Source organism: Planococcus sp. SSTMD024, from assembly GCF_041320495.1.
In the GTDB taxonomy this organism is placed as follows: domain Bacteria; phylum Bacillota; class Bacilli; order Bacillales_A; family Planococcaceae; genus Planococcus.
This window is the reverse complement of record NZ_JBGGNS010000005.1, coordinates 75,129-90,319: the sequence shown is the minus strand read 5'-3', so window position 1 is coordinate 90,319 and position 15,191 is coordinate 75,129. Positions and strand designations below refer to the sequence as shown.

Genomic DNA, 15,191 nt, shown 5'->3' with positions numbered 1-15,191 from the left:
TGAGCCAGGATCAAACTCTCCATTATAGAGTAGTCGATTGCTCGGTACTGCTGGCGTATCGCCGTCCGAAGACGCGCGATTCGCTTGATCTGCCGAAGCTGATCAGTAAGTTTGCCGCGATCACTCGCGGCTGTATTGTTGACGTTTTGCTGTTCAGTTTTCAAGGTTCAAATTTCCGCGTTGCTTCAAGAGCAACTCCTATAATTTATCATCGCCAGACAAAAGAGTCAAGTCTTTTTTATTATTGTAAAAAACTTAATCTGTTCGAGCGACGTGTATTATCATAATACATTTCTTGAAAGATTGTCAACGATAATATTAAAATAAACCTGTTTTATATTCGAACACTGTTTCCTACCCATGCATAGAGAGTATCTCACAATCTTGCTATAATGAAGAAAGCTGACAAGGGTTATTTCCTTGTCAGCTTTAAGTCTGTAAAATTATTTAGCGTTTAGTTGAATAGTAACGATGAAAAATACCTTCACTTTTTGTCTTTACGCCGCTAATCGCTATTAAATCCTTTTCGATTAGGAACTCAATTAACACTTCAAGATTGGAAGAATAGTTTTTTAACTCTTCCTGTTCGTGTAATTCCTGAATCGTCCAGCTGCTTTGCTTCTCCATCACTTCCCGAATATGTTGCGATCCATCTTGAGTACGGGAATGAATAAAAAACTCACTAGCTAGGAACAATAGTTCCAAGCGCTTATCGATCGGCTCATCGCTAGAGATAAGCTCTTCGTATAATTTATAGATGGCCGGCTCCATCTTTTTTACTTGTGACCACACTGTCACTTCAGGTGGAAGACCGTTCTCAAGAACTGATAATCGAGCCAGATGATGAAGTGACTCAACCATATGATGATAAGCATCCAAATAATTTTTTTCTTCGAAGAACATTTTACCTTCTAGGTACCGGCGAATTAGTTTAGCAAACTCCAATCCCATTTTTATTTTTCTGCCGTAGAAGGGATATTCTTTTAATTCGGTCTTAAGTTTTTCCATAAATTCATTGCGATCATATATGACACGGCCATTAAAGAGCCAGTCGACAATTTTACGGTTCGTTCCCAGTAGGAGCCACTTATGCAATTGCTTTTCTGTGATGATGTGCATTGCCGCTTTTTTGTCCATATACGTATAATGTTTCGTAAAAACCGGTGTTTCATTTTCTTTTGTAATGATCAGAAGGATTGAATCGAATGTATCCGTGATCGGGCTGATGTCTTCTCTCTTCTCTATTAGAATGACACCGAGCGTTGTTTCTTGGCTCGCACGTTCTTGGTATAGCGGTCTCAATATTTGTTCCATCCGTCGTCACTCCCTGCAGACTATCATTATGTGTTTTATGATGCCTCCAATACTCTAGGCATGCAAATATTCTAAGGCGTTTTTCTTTATTTCGACATATTTCTCTTATATTCCTTTAACGGAATTAGCTTAACCCTTTTTACCGGCGTTTATGATATAGTATGATGGACGCAAGGAGGAACCGCTTATGAAATCTTATAAAAATAAAATCAACCGCATTCGGACCTTCGCTTTGGCATTGATTTTCATCGGCATCGTGATTATGTATGTCGGTATCTATTTCCGCAATCAACCGGTTGTTATGGTCATCTTTATGCTGCTCGGTGTTGTCGCTATCATCGGAAGCACAGGTGTTTATGCTTGGATCGGTTTGCTCTCGATGAAGACAGTTCCTGTTCAATGCCCGAATTGCGAGCGCCATACCAAAATGCTCGGACGTGTAGATATCTGTATGCATTGCAATGAACCGTTGACTATGGACCCTTCTCTAGAGGGCAAAGAATTCAACGAAGAATATAATAAGAAAAAGCCGCAACAATAAAAAAGAATGTCTGCCGATTTGGCAGACATTCTTTTTTATTGTGCTTTAGCTGATTCACTATAACAATCGCGGCACGTCCCGTAGATTTCTAAGCGGTGGTAATCCACTTGGAAGCCTGTTACATGGGATGCCAAATGTTCCACTTCATCCAATCCAGGATAATGGAAGTCGACAATTTTCCCGCACTCGTTACAGATCATATGATAATGATCGTGTGTAACAAAATCAAAGCGGCTTGAAGAATCTCCGTAGGTTAGTTCTTTTACCAACCCCGCTTTTTTAAAAACACGCAAATTATTATAAACAGTGGCAACACTCATATTGGGAAAGGCTTTTTCAAGCGCTCGGTAAATATCGTCTGCTGTCGGATGCGATGTAGAATGGATCATAAACTCCAAAATCGCATGACGTTGTGGTGTGATTCTGACACCTGTAGACTTCAACGTATCGAGTGCGTCTTTCAATTGGGCTTCAGACATCGCTGGGCACCTCACTTCGTATATATTCTTACATTATAATCGTTATAATTAGTGTACCTAAAAAAACCTCAGCGTGTCAAGAAATCGCTATAGGACGCTAATTTTCTGTTTATTCCACTTGCTGTATTTGATAGCGTAAACAAAAAGCAGCAGGGAGAGAAGCCCGGCTGCTTAAAGTCTTCACTATTCGGCGTGTAGCCCTTTTTCTTTGGAACCCAGTTGCTGATTGACGAACCGTGCGGCGACAAACAGAAAGTCGGAGAGCCTGTTCAAATATGCCAGTACGTTAGGCGAGACTTCTTCCCCTATCGCTATCACATTGCGCTCGGCGCGGCGCACGACTGTACGGGCTACATGGAGTGCCGCTCCTGCCGGATGGCCGCCGGGCAAGATGAAATTGCTGAGCGGTTGGAGTTCTGCGTCGTATTCATCGATCCATGTTTCCAGTTGAGTGATGTGTTCAGGCTCAAGCTTCCATTTCACTTCTTTTCCAGCTGGCGTCGCCAATTCGGCTCCAACGTGGAAAAGAACCGTTTGGATCTGATGAAAGATTTCGCAAAGAGCTTCTTTTTGCTCGAAAAATTCTCCATTCAAATGCCCTACGCCGAGACCGATCATCGTATTTGCTTCATCACAAGTCCCATACGCTTCGACAAGCGGGTCATTTTTTTTGACGCGGTTCCCGTATACGAGTGAAGTCGTTCCTTTATCTCCTGTTTTCGTGTAGATTTTCATCTTCAATACCCCCTTTTCATATCCACTGGATTTGATGGTGATTTATCGCCTTCGAGCCAAGCATGTAAATTCGGAATGAAAACATCCAATGCGCGCTCGACATATTTTCCGGAGTGGCTCGAAACATGCGGGGAAATGATGACATTGTCCATCTTCCAATATGGGTGGTCTGCCGGAAGTGGCTCCTCTTCAAAAACATCCAATACGGCATGGCCAATTCCGCCGTTTTCCAGCGCTTCGAGCATCACTCGATCTTCCACCAAATCTCCACGGCCAAAATTCATGAAAATCGCGTCTTCTTTCATCGCCTGGAAATGTTCTTTCTTCAATAGGTGATAAGTTTCCTTTGTGCTCGGCAATACGGACAGCACAATATCAGCATCCGGAAGAACAGCTAATACATTTTCGAAAGAAACCATTTCATCCATGTATTCAGCATCATTTCCCGAACGGTTGCAGCCGATTGTCCGGACGCCAAACGCCTGGAGCAAACGCCCGATTTCTGAACCGATCGCACCAGGTCCGAACAAGACAGCTGTTGAGCCTGCCAGTTCGGATGATTTGGTTTTCCGGTTCCATTCCCCGTTGCGCTGGCTCTCATAAATGAATGGCAATGAGCGTTTGAGCGACAGCAAATGTGCCAATGCGGATTCTGCCATTGGTGTTTTGTGGATTCCTTTAACGTTCGAGACAATAATTTCTTTTTCCGCAATGGCCGCATGGGGCATTTTTTCGATTCCTGCGCTTGCCACCATGATCCACTTCAGGTTGTCAGCGCTTTCGATATCTTCCGCTGTTAAATCCTCTCCGTAAGTAACAACAATATCAGCTGTTGGCAAAAACGATTTGTTCTTATATAGAAAGCGGAAATTTACTTCTGGAAATTCGGCTTGAAGCCGCTCCTGCTGGTTTTCTCTTGGCACAAATGTGAATAGGACGTCCATCAGATTCTTCCTCTCTCAGTCACCGCTGATTGCTTTTACAGTTTCCAACACTTCTTCAATATGCTCTTTCACTTTCACTTTGCGCCATTCCTTGATGACGGTACCTGTCGGGTCGATCAAGAACGTCGAGCGCTCGATGCCCCAGAATTCTTTGCCGTACATTTTCTTGAGCTTCCAAACCCCATAAGCTTCGGACACTTGGTGATCCTCATCAACGAGAAGCGAAAACGGCAAGCCGTGCTTATCGATGAATTTTTGATGGCGTTCTTTGGAATCTGCACTGACGCCCAAAATTTCTGCGTTAAGCTCCGAGAAGTCTTTTTCGGCATCGCGGAAATCGCACGCTTGGGTCGTACACCCCGGCGTCATGTCTTTTGGATAAAAATAGAGCACAACGTATTTTTTCCCTGCAAAATCCGATAGGGAAATTGTTTCGCCTTGTTCATTTTGCAATGTGAAGTCAGGTGCTGCCAATCCTTCTAATGTAGCCAAACCCATCACTCCTTTTCTTTCTTCTATCGTACCGGACGGTTTCATTACTTTCAATTTCTTTGGCGTTTGCGGCTGATTTTGTCTACAATAAGGAATAGATTATTTTAGGAGGCATTTTATGGATCACTCGATTTCCGAACAATTGCACCAAGAAGCGTTAGAACATATTGTCGGTGGGGTCAACAGCCCTTCCCGCTCTTATAAAGCGGTAGGGGGCGGCTCGCCTATCGCAATGGATTATGGGAAAGGCGCCTATTTTTATGATGTGGACGGGAATAAATACATCGACTATTTGGCTGCTTACGGCCCGATCATCACAGGACACGGCCACCCGCATATCGCTAAAGCCATTGCGCATGCTGCTGAAACCGGCGTGTTATTCGGCACGCCAACGAAGCATGAAGTGACATTCGCCAAAATGCTGAAACAGGCGATGCCTGCGATGGATAAAGTGCGTTTTGTCAATAGCGGCACGGAAGCTGTCATGACGACCATCCGCGTGGCTCGGGCATATACAGGACGCACCAAAATTATGAAATTCGCTGGATGTTATCACGGCCATTCCGATTTGGTGCTCGTTGCTGCGGGATCCGGCCCTGCTACCCTCGGCACCCCTGATTCTGCGGGCGTCCCAAAATCGATCGCTGAAGAAGTCATCACGATTCCCTTTAACGATCCAGAGGCATTCAAAGAAGCGATAGAGCGCTGGGGAGACGAAATTGCCTGCATCCTCGTCGAGCCGATTGTCGGCAACTTCGGCATCGTTGAACCGGAAGAAGGGTTTCTAGAAGACGTCCATGCGCTGGCGAAAGAGAAAGGTGCATTGATTGTCTATGATGAAGTCATTACGGCTTTCCGCTTCCATTACGGCGGTGCGCAGAATTTGCTTGGCCTTGAGCCGGACTTGACGGCGCTTGGAAAAATCATCGGCGGCGGTTTGCCGATCGGCGCATACGGCGGCAAGCGCGAAATCATGGAAACGGTCGCCCCGCTCGGACCCGCTTACCAGGCAGGGACGATGGCCGGCAACCCCGCTTCAATCCAAGCAGGCATTGCCTGTCTCGAAGTGCTGCAGGAAAAAGGGGTTTACGAACGAATGGACCACCTGGGTGAACGCCTAGAAGCAGGGATATTGGCTGCTGCTGACAAACACGGTGTTACGATCACCATCAATCGTTTAAAAGGTGCTTTGACGATTTATTTCACCGACCAAAAAGTGAAAAATTACGAACAAGCAGAAGCGACGGACGGCGAAACTTTCGGGCGTTTCTTCAAACTGATGCTCGAGCAGGGCATCAATTTGGCGCCTTCCAAATACGAAGCCTGGTTTTTGACCACTGAACATACAGAGGAAGATATCGATACGTCGATCCGCGCGGTAGAACATGCATTTGCCCAATTGTAAAAATGGATCTCTTCCTGAAGGAGGTGTTGGCCGATGAAACTCGGTGCGCGCATATTCAAAACCGGTATCGCTATATCCCTTGCCCTGTTTCTGGCGACGCTTCTTGAACTTCCCACGCCGGTATTTGCGGGAGTAGCGGCGATTTTCGCCATACAGCCTTCCATTTACCGGTCATATTTGACTTTACTCGACCAAGTGTACGGCAATTTAATCGGGGCCTCCATTGCGGTTATTTTCGTGTTGACGCTCGGGCCGAACTATTTGACGATCGGTGTCGCTGCCATTTTGGCCATTATCATCATGCTGAAATTGAAGCTGGAAAACACGGTGCCGCTGACATTGGTGACATTGATCATCATCATGGATTCGCAATCTGATGACTTTTTGATATTTGCTTCTTTGCGATTCTCAACGGTTTTATTGGGGATTTTATCGGCTTTTATCGTCAATATGATCTTCCTGCCCCCTAAATATGAAACCCGCTTGTTCCAGTCGATTCATTCTGTCAGCGAAGATGTTATTCGATGGATCCGGATTTCGATCCGCCATGCATCCGATCATTCCTCGGTAAAAGAAGATATCGACAAATTGACTGAAAAAGTGGTGAAAGTCGATCAATGGTATTCATTTTATAAGGAAGAACGCAGCTATACGAAAAAGCAACAATATACAAAAGCACGCAAGCTGGTTCTGTATAGGCAGATGATTGCTACATCTAAAAAGAGCCTGGAAGTTCTTCGGCGCTTGAACCGTTATGAGAATGAACTGCGGGATTTGCCCGAACAATTCCACATGATGGTACAGGAACGGCTTGAGAGCTTGGCGAGCTATCACGAGCAGCTTTACATGAAATACATCGGAAAAATCCGTCCGGAACATAGCGAAAATTCGGGGCCGGATGCGGTATTAAAACGCAATGAAGTGATGTCGATTTTCGTTAAGGAAATCAATTTGTCGACCGAAGTCGAAGAAGATGAATTTTCGGTTTACCATTTGATGCATGTCCTTTCCGCCCTTCTCGACTACGAAGAACATTTGGAGCATTTGGACTTGCTGATCATCGCATACCATAATTACCATAGTGAAGAAGTCGATAGCGACATCGAAAACGCCATATAAAAAAGCCCGGAAACTTTCCGGGCTTTTTTTTATGATTTCATTCGTGGGTCGAGTGCATCGCGCAGCCCATCTCCCATTAAGTTAAAACCAAGTACGGTCAACATGATCGCCAAACCCGGGAAAATCATCGTCCACGGGGCATTGGTCAAGTACGACCGGGAATCAGCCAGCATCTTGCCCCATTCCGGGGAAGGTGCCTGCGCCCCGAGCCCGAGAAAGCCGAGTGCTGCCGCTTCGATGATTGCTGTCGCAATCGCGAGCGTGCCTTGGACGATAACCGGTGCCATGGAATTCGGCAAAATATGCGAAACCAAGATGCGGTTATCTTTCATGCCAATCGCTTTGGCCGACATGATGTATTCGTCTTCCTTGATGCTCAAGACCTTCGAACGGATCAAGCGCCCGAAGTTCGGAACGTTGATGATGGCAATCGCAATCAATGCATTGCGCAAAGACGGCCCAAGAACCGATACCACCGCAATCGCAAGAAGGATACTCGGGAATGCCAACATGATATCGAACAGCCGCGAAATGATGGTGTCGACCCAGCGTCCGTAATAGCCGGCCAAAATACCGAGAATACTGCCGACAATTACCGAGCCGATAACCGCCAGGAATCCAACCCATAGCGAGATGCGCGCTCCGTATACGACACGAGACAAAATATCGCGGCCAAAATCGTCTGTGCCCATCCAATGATCGCCGGAAGGAGGCAGAAGCCGCTGGGAAAGATTTTGTTCGTTGATGCCTTGCGGTGTAAATAATGGACCGAAAATCGCCAAAAGAATGAAGAAAATGACGATGCCCATGCCGACGACCGCGACTTTACTTTTGCGGAATCCGCGCCATGCCTCTTTCCAAGGGCCGGCGACTTTTTGCATTTCCTGCTTGTCTGCTGCTGTTTCAGCCAATGTGCTCCTCCCCCTTCCTAATCATATTTGATCCTCGGGTCGACCAAGCCGTACAGCAAGTCGACAAAGAGATTGATCATGACAAAGATAAACGCGACGACTAGAATGCCGGATTGGATAACCGGATAATCGCGGAAACCGATCGCTTCGTAAATATAGCGCCCGATGCCTGGCCATCCGAAAATCGTTTCTGTCAAAATGGCGCCGCCGAGCAGCAAGCCCATCTGCAAACCGATAATGGTCAATACAGGAATGATCGCGTTTTTCAATGCGTGCTTATAGACGACCCAGAACATCTTGACGCCTTTAGCGCGTGCTGTCCGCACGTAATCCGAACGCATAACTTCAAGCATCGAAGAACGTGTCATCCGTGCGATGATCGCCATCGGGATGGTGGCTAGCGCCGTGCCTGGAAGCACCAAATGCTTCAAGACGGTCGCCAATTGGTTGAAATCGCCTTGAATGATGGTGTCCAACACATAAAAGTTGGTGATGTTATTGATTGGGTCCCGGACGTTTTCACGGCCAGTCGTCGGCAATATGCCGAGTTCAATCGAGAAAATCCATTGATTCATGAGGCCAAGCCAGAAGATCGGCATGGAAACACCGATCAAGGCTAGCACCATCGCTGTGTAATCGAACCATGAATTCTGGAACCACGCAGAGACGATTCCTGCATTAATACCGATGACGACAGCAATGATGATCGCGAATAAAGATAATTCAAACGTCGCTGCTAGATACGGCCAAATTTCTTCCGAAACAGGTGAACGGGTGCGCAGTGAATTCCCCATGTCTCCCGTCACCAGGCCTTTTAAGTAATCGAAGTATTGGATATACCAGGGGTTATCAAGCCCCAGACTGGTCCGTAATGATTTAATTGCTTCTTCTGATGCTTGTTGCCCAAGGATGACTTGTGCAGGATCGCCTGGAATCGCCCGGATGATCATAAAAACGATAAATGTCATTCCGAGTAAGACCGGGATCAATTGCAAAAGTCGCTGCCCGATATAGTGAAGCATCTTCTTCACCTCTCCATCTCAATTGCATTATGTATTGAAAAGGGGGAGAAATCAGTATGACCTCTCCCCCAAAGAAACGCCTACTCCATATCCACTGATGCCAGTTTGTCAGAGCCAGTTGGATGCGCTTTAAAGTCGATTACGTTCGTCCCACCAGCAAGAAGCGGTGTAGAGTGCGCAAGCGGTACCCAAGGCGCGTCTTCGTGGATGATTTCCTGAGCCTGCATGTACAATTCGTTGCGGGCATCTTCATCAACTTCTGTTTGAGCTTCGATCAAAATATCGTGAAGTTCCTGGTTTTCGTAGTACGTGTAGTTGTTTGAGCCGATGTTGTCTTGGTCAAGCAATACATACAAGAAGTTATCAGCATCGCCGTTATCGCCTGTCCAGCCCAGAAGGAATGCATCTGCTTCTCCCGCTGCAGCTTTTTCGAGGTATGTTGCCCACTCGAATGAAACGATTTCAGCTGTAATGCCTACATCAGCCAAATTGCTTTGGATCGCTTCCGCTACTTTTTGGCCATCTGGCATGTACGGGCGCGGAACCGGCATTGCCCATAGTTCCATTTCGAATCCATCTTCAAGTCCTGCTTCAGCCAAAAGTTCTTTTGCTTTTTCAGGATCGAACTCATAGCCTTCGATGCTGTCGTTATAGCCGCTGATTACCGGAGGCATCGGGTTTTTCGCAACTTCTGCACGGCCTTCAAAGAATGAATCAACAATCGCCTGGCGGTCGATCGCATGGTTCATCGCCTGGCGGACTTTCGGATCGTCAAATGGCTCGCGCGTAGTCGTCAATCCGAGGTAGCCGACGTTCATCGACGGACGCTCGAACAATTGAAGGTTTTCATCATTTTCGATTGTTTCTGAATCTGAAGGTGTAATGCCGTCAGCCAAATCGATTTCACCTGACAACAATGCATTCAAGCGGGCTGAGTTGTCCGGAATTGCACGGAACACGACTTGGTCGAGTTTCGGCTCTCCGTCCACCCAGTAGTCGTCGAATTTCTCGATTGTTACGGTGTCGTTGCGCTGCCACTCAACGAATTGGAATGGGCCTGTACCGACTGGGTTGTCGCCGAATGATTCGCCGGCTTCTTCAAATGCTGTCGGCGATGCGATGCCGAATGGGCTCATCGCCAAGTTTTTCAAGAAAGGCGCTTGAGGGCGCTTCAATTTAATCACGACTTCGTAATCGCCAGTCGCTTCAACTGATTCGATGACGTGTTCTTCTTCATCGCCGAATCCGCCAAACATTGATTTATAGTACGGGAATTGGTCTGCATCTCCAGCAGCCCAGCGTTCAAAGTTCGCAACTACTGCTTCTGCGTTGAAGTCTGTTCCATCATGGAACGTGACGCCTTCTTGCAATTGGAACGTGTAAGTCAAACCATCTTCAGCTGCTTCCCAGTCGCTAGCAAGCGCTGGTTCGATTTCTGTATCCTGCTCGCCGAAATTGATTAATGTATCGAAGATATTTTTCGTTACTTTGAAAGACTCTCCATCTGTAACCGTGATCGGATCCAGTGATACCGAGTCGCCGCCGCGTCCGAAGATCAGGACTTTTTCGCCGCCTGAATCTGAATCTCCGCCTTCTCCACCGTCCCCGCCTGACTCTGAATCACCACCTGAACAGCCGTAAAGCGCTGTTGACAGCAAAAGCAGCATCAGAAAAGCGATTGATACAATTTTCTTTTTCCCCAAAATAACCCCTCCGTTTTGTTTTTTTATTATCATTGCGGCCTGCATTCCTCATAAAGGTGGCAAGCTACAGAATGACCTGGTTCAACTTCCGCGAAACGCGGAATTTCCTGTGAGCAGATATCCATCTTGAATGGACAGCGTGTATGGAAACGGCAGCCTGATGGCGGGTTGGCCGGGCTCGGCACATCCCCTTTGATCACCACTTCTTCGCGGACAAAATCAGGGTCCGGGACAGGCACCGCCGATAGGAGCGCTTGCGTATATGGGTGAAGCGGTTTTTCATACAGGCTTTCTGTATCCGCAAGCTCCGCCATATTGCCCAAATACATGACGCCTACGCGATCGCTGATATGGCGCACGACACCCAAATCATGGGCGATGAAGATGTAGGTCAGTTTCAAGTCGCGCTGTAGATCTTGCATCAAATTGAGCACTTGCGCTTGAATCGACACATCAAGCGCAGAAACCGGCTCATCGGCAATGATCAGTTTCGGGTTTGTCATGAGCGCGCGCGCGATGCCGATGCGCTGGCGCTGGCCGCCGCTGAATTGGTGAGGGTAGCGTTTAGCATGGTAGCTGCTGAGCCCGACGATTTCAAGAAACTCATGCACTTTGCGTTTGCGCTCTTTCGGGTCGCCGATATTATGGACATTCAGCGGCTCCATCAATATTTTTTCGATGCTGTGGCGCGGATTGAGTGACGCATACGGGTCCTGAAACACCATTTGGATATCGCGCCTGGCCTTGCGCATTTCAGACGCTGATAAACCAGTCAATTCCTGTCCGTCAAACGTCACTTTGCCTTCTGTCGGATCGAGCAAACGCATAAGCATACGCCCGGTCGTCGACTTGCCGCACCCCGATTCGCCGACGATTCCGAGCGTTTCGCCTTCATTTACATAGAAAGAGACATCATCAACCGCTTTGACCTGCCCCGTTACACGGCCAAAAATGCCGCCCGTAACCGGGAAATATTTCTTTAAGCCTTCAACTTTCAACAACGGTTCTGTCATGCGACTCGGCCTCCTTTGGATCAAATAGGAAACAGCGCGTCTTGTGGTCTTCTGCCGTCTGGTATAATGCCGGGTCTTCCACACGGCAGCGATCGAAGGCAAATTCACAGCGTGCTGCGTATTTGCAGCCCACTTTGATCGACCCCGGTTTTGGCACGTTTCCTGGAATAGAGTATAGCCGCTCTTTCTTGAAGCGCATATCGGGCACGCTTTCTAGAAGGCCACGGGTATATGGATGCTGCGGATCATTGAAAATGGTATGTACAGGACCTTCTTCAACTACTTTCCCTGCGTACATGACGACTACGCGTTCGCACGTTTCAGCGACGACCCCAAGGTCATGGGTGATCAACAAGACAGCTGTATCGAGCCGTTCATTTAAATTCTTGATCAGTTTAAGGATTTGGGCTTGGATCGTCACGTCTAGTGCCGTGGTCGGTTCATCAGCAATCAGCACTTTCGGGTCGCACAATAAAGCCATCGCAATCATGACGCGCTGGCGCATGCCGCCCGATAATTGGTGAGGATAATCATTAAGCAAAGCTTCTGCACGGGGCAGGCCGACCAGCTTCATCATTTCGACGGCGCGTTCCTGGATTTGGGTTTTCGACCAATCCTTTTTGTGGATCTTCAGCGCTTCACGCAACTGATTGCCGATAGTGAACAAAGGGTTCAAGGAAGTCATCGGCTCCTGGAAAATCATCGCAATGTCATCACCGCGAATCTGGCGCATTTCTTTATCGGATAGTTTCGTCAAATCCTTATCTTGGAATAAAATTTCCCCGCTGACAATTTTCCCTGGAGGACTTGGCACCAGCCCCATTATGGACAATGAGGTAACACTTTTGCCGCAGCCTGATTCCCCTACAATGCCGAGCACTTCCCCCTGGCGGATATGGAAATCCACGTTGTCGACTGCCGGTACTTCTCCATCATCAGTGAAAAAGGAAGTGCGCAGCCCTTTCACATCCAAGATGGTTTTACGTTCGTCCATAGAGATCCTCCTTCTTCATTTTAAATTATTCAGAACATTCTCCGTGTTTCCATTATACGTAATATTAGTAGTAATGCAATAGTTTTCGGGAGATTGGAGAAAGCCTTCTTTCCTATTAAAAAAGCTCCCCGGGAATTGGGGAGCTTGAAATAGTTAACCTATGTTCTGCACTTGGAATAGTTTGTAATAGACGCCGCGTTTTTGCAACAGCTCTTCATGTGTGCCTTGTTCAGCCAGTTGGCCATTGTCGATGACCAAAATCTGGTCAGCATGGGTAATGGTCGACAAGCGGTGTGCAACCATCAATGTCGTGCGGTCGTGCGCTAAGCGCTCCAAGGAATCCTGGATGAGCGCTTCGCTTTCCAGGTCGAGTGCGGATGTTGCTTCATCCAAGATGAGGATCGCCGGGTCTTTCAGGAAAACACGGGAAATGGCGATGCGCTGCTTTTGGCCGCCGGATAATTTGACGCCGCGCTCGCCGACTTTCGTGTCGTAACCTTCCGGCAAGTTGGTAATGAAGTCGTGGGCATTCGCCGCTTTTGCCGCTGCGATGACTTCTTCGTCGGTGGCATCAGGTTTGCCCATCAGGATATTTTCCTTGACCGATTCACTGAACAGGATCGAATCTTGCAGGACAAGGCCGATCTGGTCACGCAAGGAATGGATCGTCACGTCTTTCAGGTCATGGCCATCCATGCGGATCGAGCCTCCCGTGACATCGTAGAACCTTGGGATGAGCGAGACGATCGTCGATTTCCCCCCGCCGCTCATTCCGACAAATGCTACTGTCTCTCCTGGGCGCACCGTGAAGTTGAGGTTCGACAACACTTCGCTTCCCCCGTCATTGTAGTGGAATGAGACATTATGGAATTCGAGCTTGCCGTCGACGCGCCCAAGCTCGCGCGCGCCTTGTTTATCGGTCACGTCGTATTCCTCATCGACCATCTCGAAGACGCGGTCCATCGAAGCGAGTGATTGGACAAGCGTCGTTGACGAGTTGACGAGACGGCGCAAAGGATTATACAGCCGTTCGATATAGGCGATGAACGCCACCATTGTCCCGAGTGTCAAATTGCCCTGGATGACCTGGTAGCCGGCATAGCCGATGACCAACAACGGAGCCACGTCAGTGATGGTGTTGACAACGGCAAAAGCCTTGGCATTCCATTTCGTATGGTCAATCGCTTTATCCAGGAATTGATCGTTTGTGTTGTTGAAGATCTTTTCTTCGTGCTTCTCGAGTGCAAAGCTTTTGATGATGCTCATGCCCTGCACGCGTTCGTGCAAATAACTTTGGACGTTGGCGAGCGCCTGGGAACGTTCGCGGGTCAAATCACGCAAGCGGCCGAAGAAGTATTTGACGCTCATTGCATAAAACGGAAACGCCAAAAGCGCAACGATCGTCAAGGAGACGTCCATGGTAAGCATGATGATGATGGCGATGAGGATCGTCGCGACATCCAACCAGACATTCATCAAGCCGATCATGACGAAGTTTTTCGTCTGCTCGACATCATTGATGACCCGTGAAATGATTTCCCCCGCTCTTGTGTTCGCATAATAGCGCAAGCTCAGCCGCTGAAGGTGGCTGTAAAGATAGCCGCGGATATCGTAGAGAATTTTATTGCTGACGTATTGCGCGTAGTATTGCCGGAAATACTCAATTGGCGGGCGCAGCAGGAAGAACACGATCGCCGTGCCCCCAAGCCATAGGTAAAGCTGACTGAGCTTTTCCGCATCTGACAAAGCCTCTGCACCAATAATATCATCAATGACAATTTTGATTAATAGAGGGATAAAAAGAGGGATCGCAAATTTAAAGATCCCGATGAAAATCGTCAAGGCAATCTGCCAATAATAGGGCTTAACGAATTTCATATAGCGTTTCATGCTGCTCAAACTGTTCACTCCATTCCATTCAAAATGAAAAACCTGTTGGCAGGCAACAGGTTTTCCATGCTAATCATGAATCCGGTTATGCTTATGAAATTCATACCGGCTCGTCCATACTTCAATAAAGTCCTGGGCAAAAGGGCCTCTTCTTTGCTTGATCCAGCTGATCAGCTTGTCCACATTTCGGTAGAGTATTTGATCGATGACTTCTGGGTAGCCCATTTGCCGCTTATGGTCTTCGTATTCGTCTTCATCCAACAGCGTGTAAGACATATCCGGAAACACTTTTACATCCAAGTCATAATCGATGTATTTCAACGATCCATTATTGTAGACGAACGGGGAGCTGATATTGCAATAATAATAAACGCCGTCGTCACGCAGCATGCAGATGATGTTGAACCAATGCTCGGCATGGAAATAACAAATCGACGGTTCTCGCGTCAACCAGGTCCTGCCGTCCGATTCCCTCACCAGCGTGCGTTCATTCGCGCCGATCACAATATTGTTCGTCCCTTTCAGTACAGTTGTTTCCTGCCAGACACGGTGGATGCGTCCGTTGTGCTTGTAACTGTGGATCTGGATTGTTTCACCCTCCGCAGGAACCGCCATGCACCATCCCACCT

General features: G+C 47.6%; 16 protein-coding genes. 4 read left to right on the top strand and 12 right to left on the bottom strand.

Annotated elements, in window-relative coordinates; all coding sequences use genetic code 11:
* On the top strand, positions 1-287 hold a 287-nt coding region (locus tag AB9R92_RS01135), incomplete at its 5' end, for a hypothetical protein (protein ID WP_370667715.1).
* A gap of 160 nt (positions 288-447) precedes the next feature.
* Here the strand turns inward: AB9R92_RS01135 and AB9R92_RS01130 are convergent.
* Positions 448-1,314 (bottom strand): nucleotidyltransferase-like protein, encoded by an 867-nt coding sequence (locus AB9R92_RS01130; protein WP_370667714.1) that lies wholly within the window; start codon positions 1,312-1,314, stop codon positions 448-450.
* A 187-nt stretch (positions 1,315-1,501) separates the two neighbouring features.
* On the opposite strand from AB9R92_RS01130, the gene AB9R92_RS01125 reads away from it, so the two are divergent.
* A complete protein-coding gene (locus AB9R92_RS01125; protein ID WP_370667713.1) occupies positions 1,502-1,855 on the top strand; it encodes a YgzB family protein in 354 nt (117 codons plus the stop codon).
* A 35-nt stretch (positions 1,856-1,890) separates the two neighbouring features.
* Here AB9R92_RS01125 and perR read toward each other — a convergent pair whose 3' ends face one another.
* The 4 genes from perR to bcp all read right to left on the bottom strand — a co-directional run bounded on the left by perR (position 1,891) and on the right by bcp (position 4,505).
* Positions 1,891-2,334, bottom strand: a complete 444-nt coding sequence (gene perR, locus AB9R92_RS01120; RefSeq protein ID WP_058381335.1) for a peroxide-responsive transcriptional repressor PerR — start codon at positions 2,332-2,334, stop codon at positions 1,891-1,893.
* Between the two features lie 183 nt (positions 2,335-2,517).
* Positions 2,518-3,069 carry a cob(I)yrinic acid a,c-diamide adenosyltransferase gene (locus AB9R92_RS01115; protein ID WP_370667712.1) on the bottom strand — a complete coding sequence of 184 codons (552 nt, stop codon included), beginning with the start codon at positions 3,067-3,069 and terminating at the stop codon, positions 2,518-2,520.
* Between the two features lie 2 nt (positions 3,070-3,071).
* Positions 3,072-4,013 (bottom strand): D-2-hydroxyacid dehydrogenase, encoded by a 942-nt coding sequence (locus tag AB9R92_RS01110; protein WP_370667711.1) that lies wholly within the window; start codon positions 4,011-4,013, stop codon positions 3,072-3,074.
* Between the two features lie 15 nt (positions 4,014-4,028).
* Entirely contained in the window at positions 4,029-4,505 is a 477-nt protein-coding gene (gene bcp, locus AB9R92_RS01105; protein ID WP_370667710.1) for a thioredoxin-dependent thiol peroxidase, read from the bottom strand.
* Positions 4,506-4,623: 118 nt separating this feature from the next.
* Between bcp and AB9R92_RS01100 the strand changes: the two genes are divergently transcribed.
* Positions 4,624-5,910: a glutamate-1-semialdehyde 2,1-aminomutase gene (locus tag AB9R92_RS01100; protein WP_370667709.1), complete on the top strand. Its 1,287-nt coding sequence runs from the start codon at positions 4,624-4,626 to the stop codon at positions 5,908-5,910.
* A gap of 33 nt (positions 5,911-5,943) precedes the next feature.
* Positions 5,944-7,029, top strand: coding sequence for an FUSC family protein (locus tag AB9R92_RS01095; RefSeq protein ID WP_370667708.1), 1,086 nt, complete (start codon positions 5,944-5,946; stop codon positions 7,027-7,029).
* A gap of 29 nt (positions 7,030-7,058) precedes the next feature.
* Here the strand turns inward: AB9R92_RS01095 and nikC are convergent, their stop codons facing one another.
* The 7 genes from nikC to ntdP form a co-directional block, all read right to left on the bottom strand.
* Positions 7,059-7,910 (bottom strand): nickel transporter permease, encoded by an 852-nt coding sequence (nikC, locus tag AB9R92_RS01090; RefSeq protein WP_205853888.1) that lies wholly within the window; start codon positions 7,908-7,910, stop codon positions 7,059-7,061.
* 47 nt (positions 7,911-7,957) lie between these two features.
* The gene (locus AB9R92_RS01085) at positions 7,958-8,962 is read right to left on the bottom strand and encodes an ABC transporter permease (protein ID WP_370667707.1); all 1,005 of its coding nucleotides are present in this window, start codon (positions 8,960-8,962) and stop codon (positions 7,958-7,960) included.
* Positions 8,963-9,042: 80 nt separating this feature from the next.
* The gene (locus tag AB9R92_RS01080) at positions 9,043-10,665 is read right to left on the bottom strand and encodes an ABC transporter substrate-binding protein (RefSeq protein WP_370667706.1); all 1,623 of its coding nucleotides are present in this window, start codon (positions 10,663-10,665) and stop codon (positions 9,043-9,045) included.
* Between the two features lie 29 nt (positions 10,666-10,694).
* Positions 10,695-11,678 carry an ABC transporter ATP-binding protein gene (locus tag AB9R92_RS01075; RefSeq protein ID WP_370667705.1) on the bottom strand — a complete coding sequence of 328 codons (984 nt, stop codon included), beginning with the start codon at positions 11,676-11,678 and terminating at the stop codon, positions 10,695-10,697.
* Positions 11,653-12,672: an ABC transporter ATP-binding protein gene (locus AB9R92_RS01070; protein ID WP_370667704.1), complete on the bottom strand. Its 1,020-nt coding sequence runs from the start codon at positions 12,670-12,672 to the stop codon at positions 11,653-11,655. Before AB9R92_RS01070 ends, AB9R92_RS01075 begins: the two co-directional genes overlap by 26 nt.
* A gap of 153 nt (positions 12,673-12,825) precedes the next feature.
* Complete coding sequence (locus AB9R92_RS01065; RefSeq protein WP_370667703.1) at positions 12,826-14,571, bottom strand: ABC transporter ATP-binding protein; 1,746 nt, start codon at positions 14,569-14,571, stop codon at positions 12,826-12,828.
* A gap of 60 nt (positions 14,572-14,631) precedes the next feature.
* Entirely contained in the window at positions 14,632-15,177 is a 546-nt protein-coding gene (gene ntdP, locus AB9R92_RS01060; RefSeq protein ID WP_068489119.1) for a nucleoside tri-diphosphate phosphatase, read from the bottom strand.
* Positions 15,178-15,191 lie beyond the last annotated feature (14 nt).

Bases quoted from the DNA above. Each gene is read 5' to 3' on its own strand.
- AB9R92_RS01130 (WP_370667714.1), bottom strand. From the start codon at position 1,314: ATGGAACAAATATTGAGACCGCTATACCAAGAACGTGCGAGCCAAGAA.
- AB9R92_RS01125 (WP_370667713.1), top strand. From the start codon at position 1,502: ATGAAATCTTATAAAAATAAAATCAACCGCATTCGGACCTTCGCTTTG.
- perR (WP_058381335.1), bottom strand. From the start codon at position 2,334: ATGTCTGAAGCCCAATTGAAAGACGCACTCGATACGTTGAAGTCTACA.
- AB9R92_RS01115 (WP_370667712.1), bottom strand. From the start codon at position 3,069: ATGAAAATCTACACGAAAACAGGAGATAAAGGAACGACTTCACTCGTA.
- AB9R92_RS01110 (WP_370667711.1), bottom strand. From the start codon at position 4,013: ATGGACGTCCTATTCACATTTGTGCCAAGAGAAAACCAGCAGGAGCGG.
- AB9R92_RS01100 (WP_370667709.1), top strand. From the start codon at position 4,624: ATGGATCACTCGATTTCCGAACAATTGCACCAAGAAGCGTTAGAACAT.
- AB9R92_RS01095 (WP_370667708.1), top strand. From the start codon at position 5,944: ATGAAACTCGGTGCGCGCATATTCAAAACCGGTATCGCTATATCCCTT.
- nikC (WP_205853888.1), bottom strand. From the start codon at position 7,910: ATGCAAAAAGTCGCCGGCCCTTGGAAAGAGGCATGGCGCGGATTCCGC.
- AB9R92_RS01085 (WP_370667707.1), bottom strand. From the start codon at position 8,962: ATGCTTCACTATATCGGGCAGCGACTTTTGCAATTGATCCCGGTCTTA.
- AB9R92_RS01075 (WP_370667705.1), bottom strand. From the start codon at position 11,678: ATGACAGAACCGTTGTTGAAAGTTGAAGGCTTAAAGAAATATTTCCCG.
- AB9R92_RS01070 (WP_370667704.1), bottom strand. From the start codon at position 12,672: ATGGACGAACGTAAAACCATCTTGGATGTGAAAGGGCTGCGCACTTCC.
- ntdP (WP_068489119.1), bottom strand. From the start codon at position 15,177: ATGGCGGTTCCTGCGGAGGGTGAAACAATCCAGATCCACAGTTACAAG.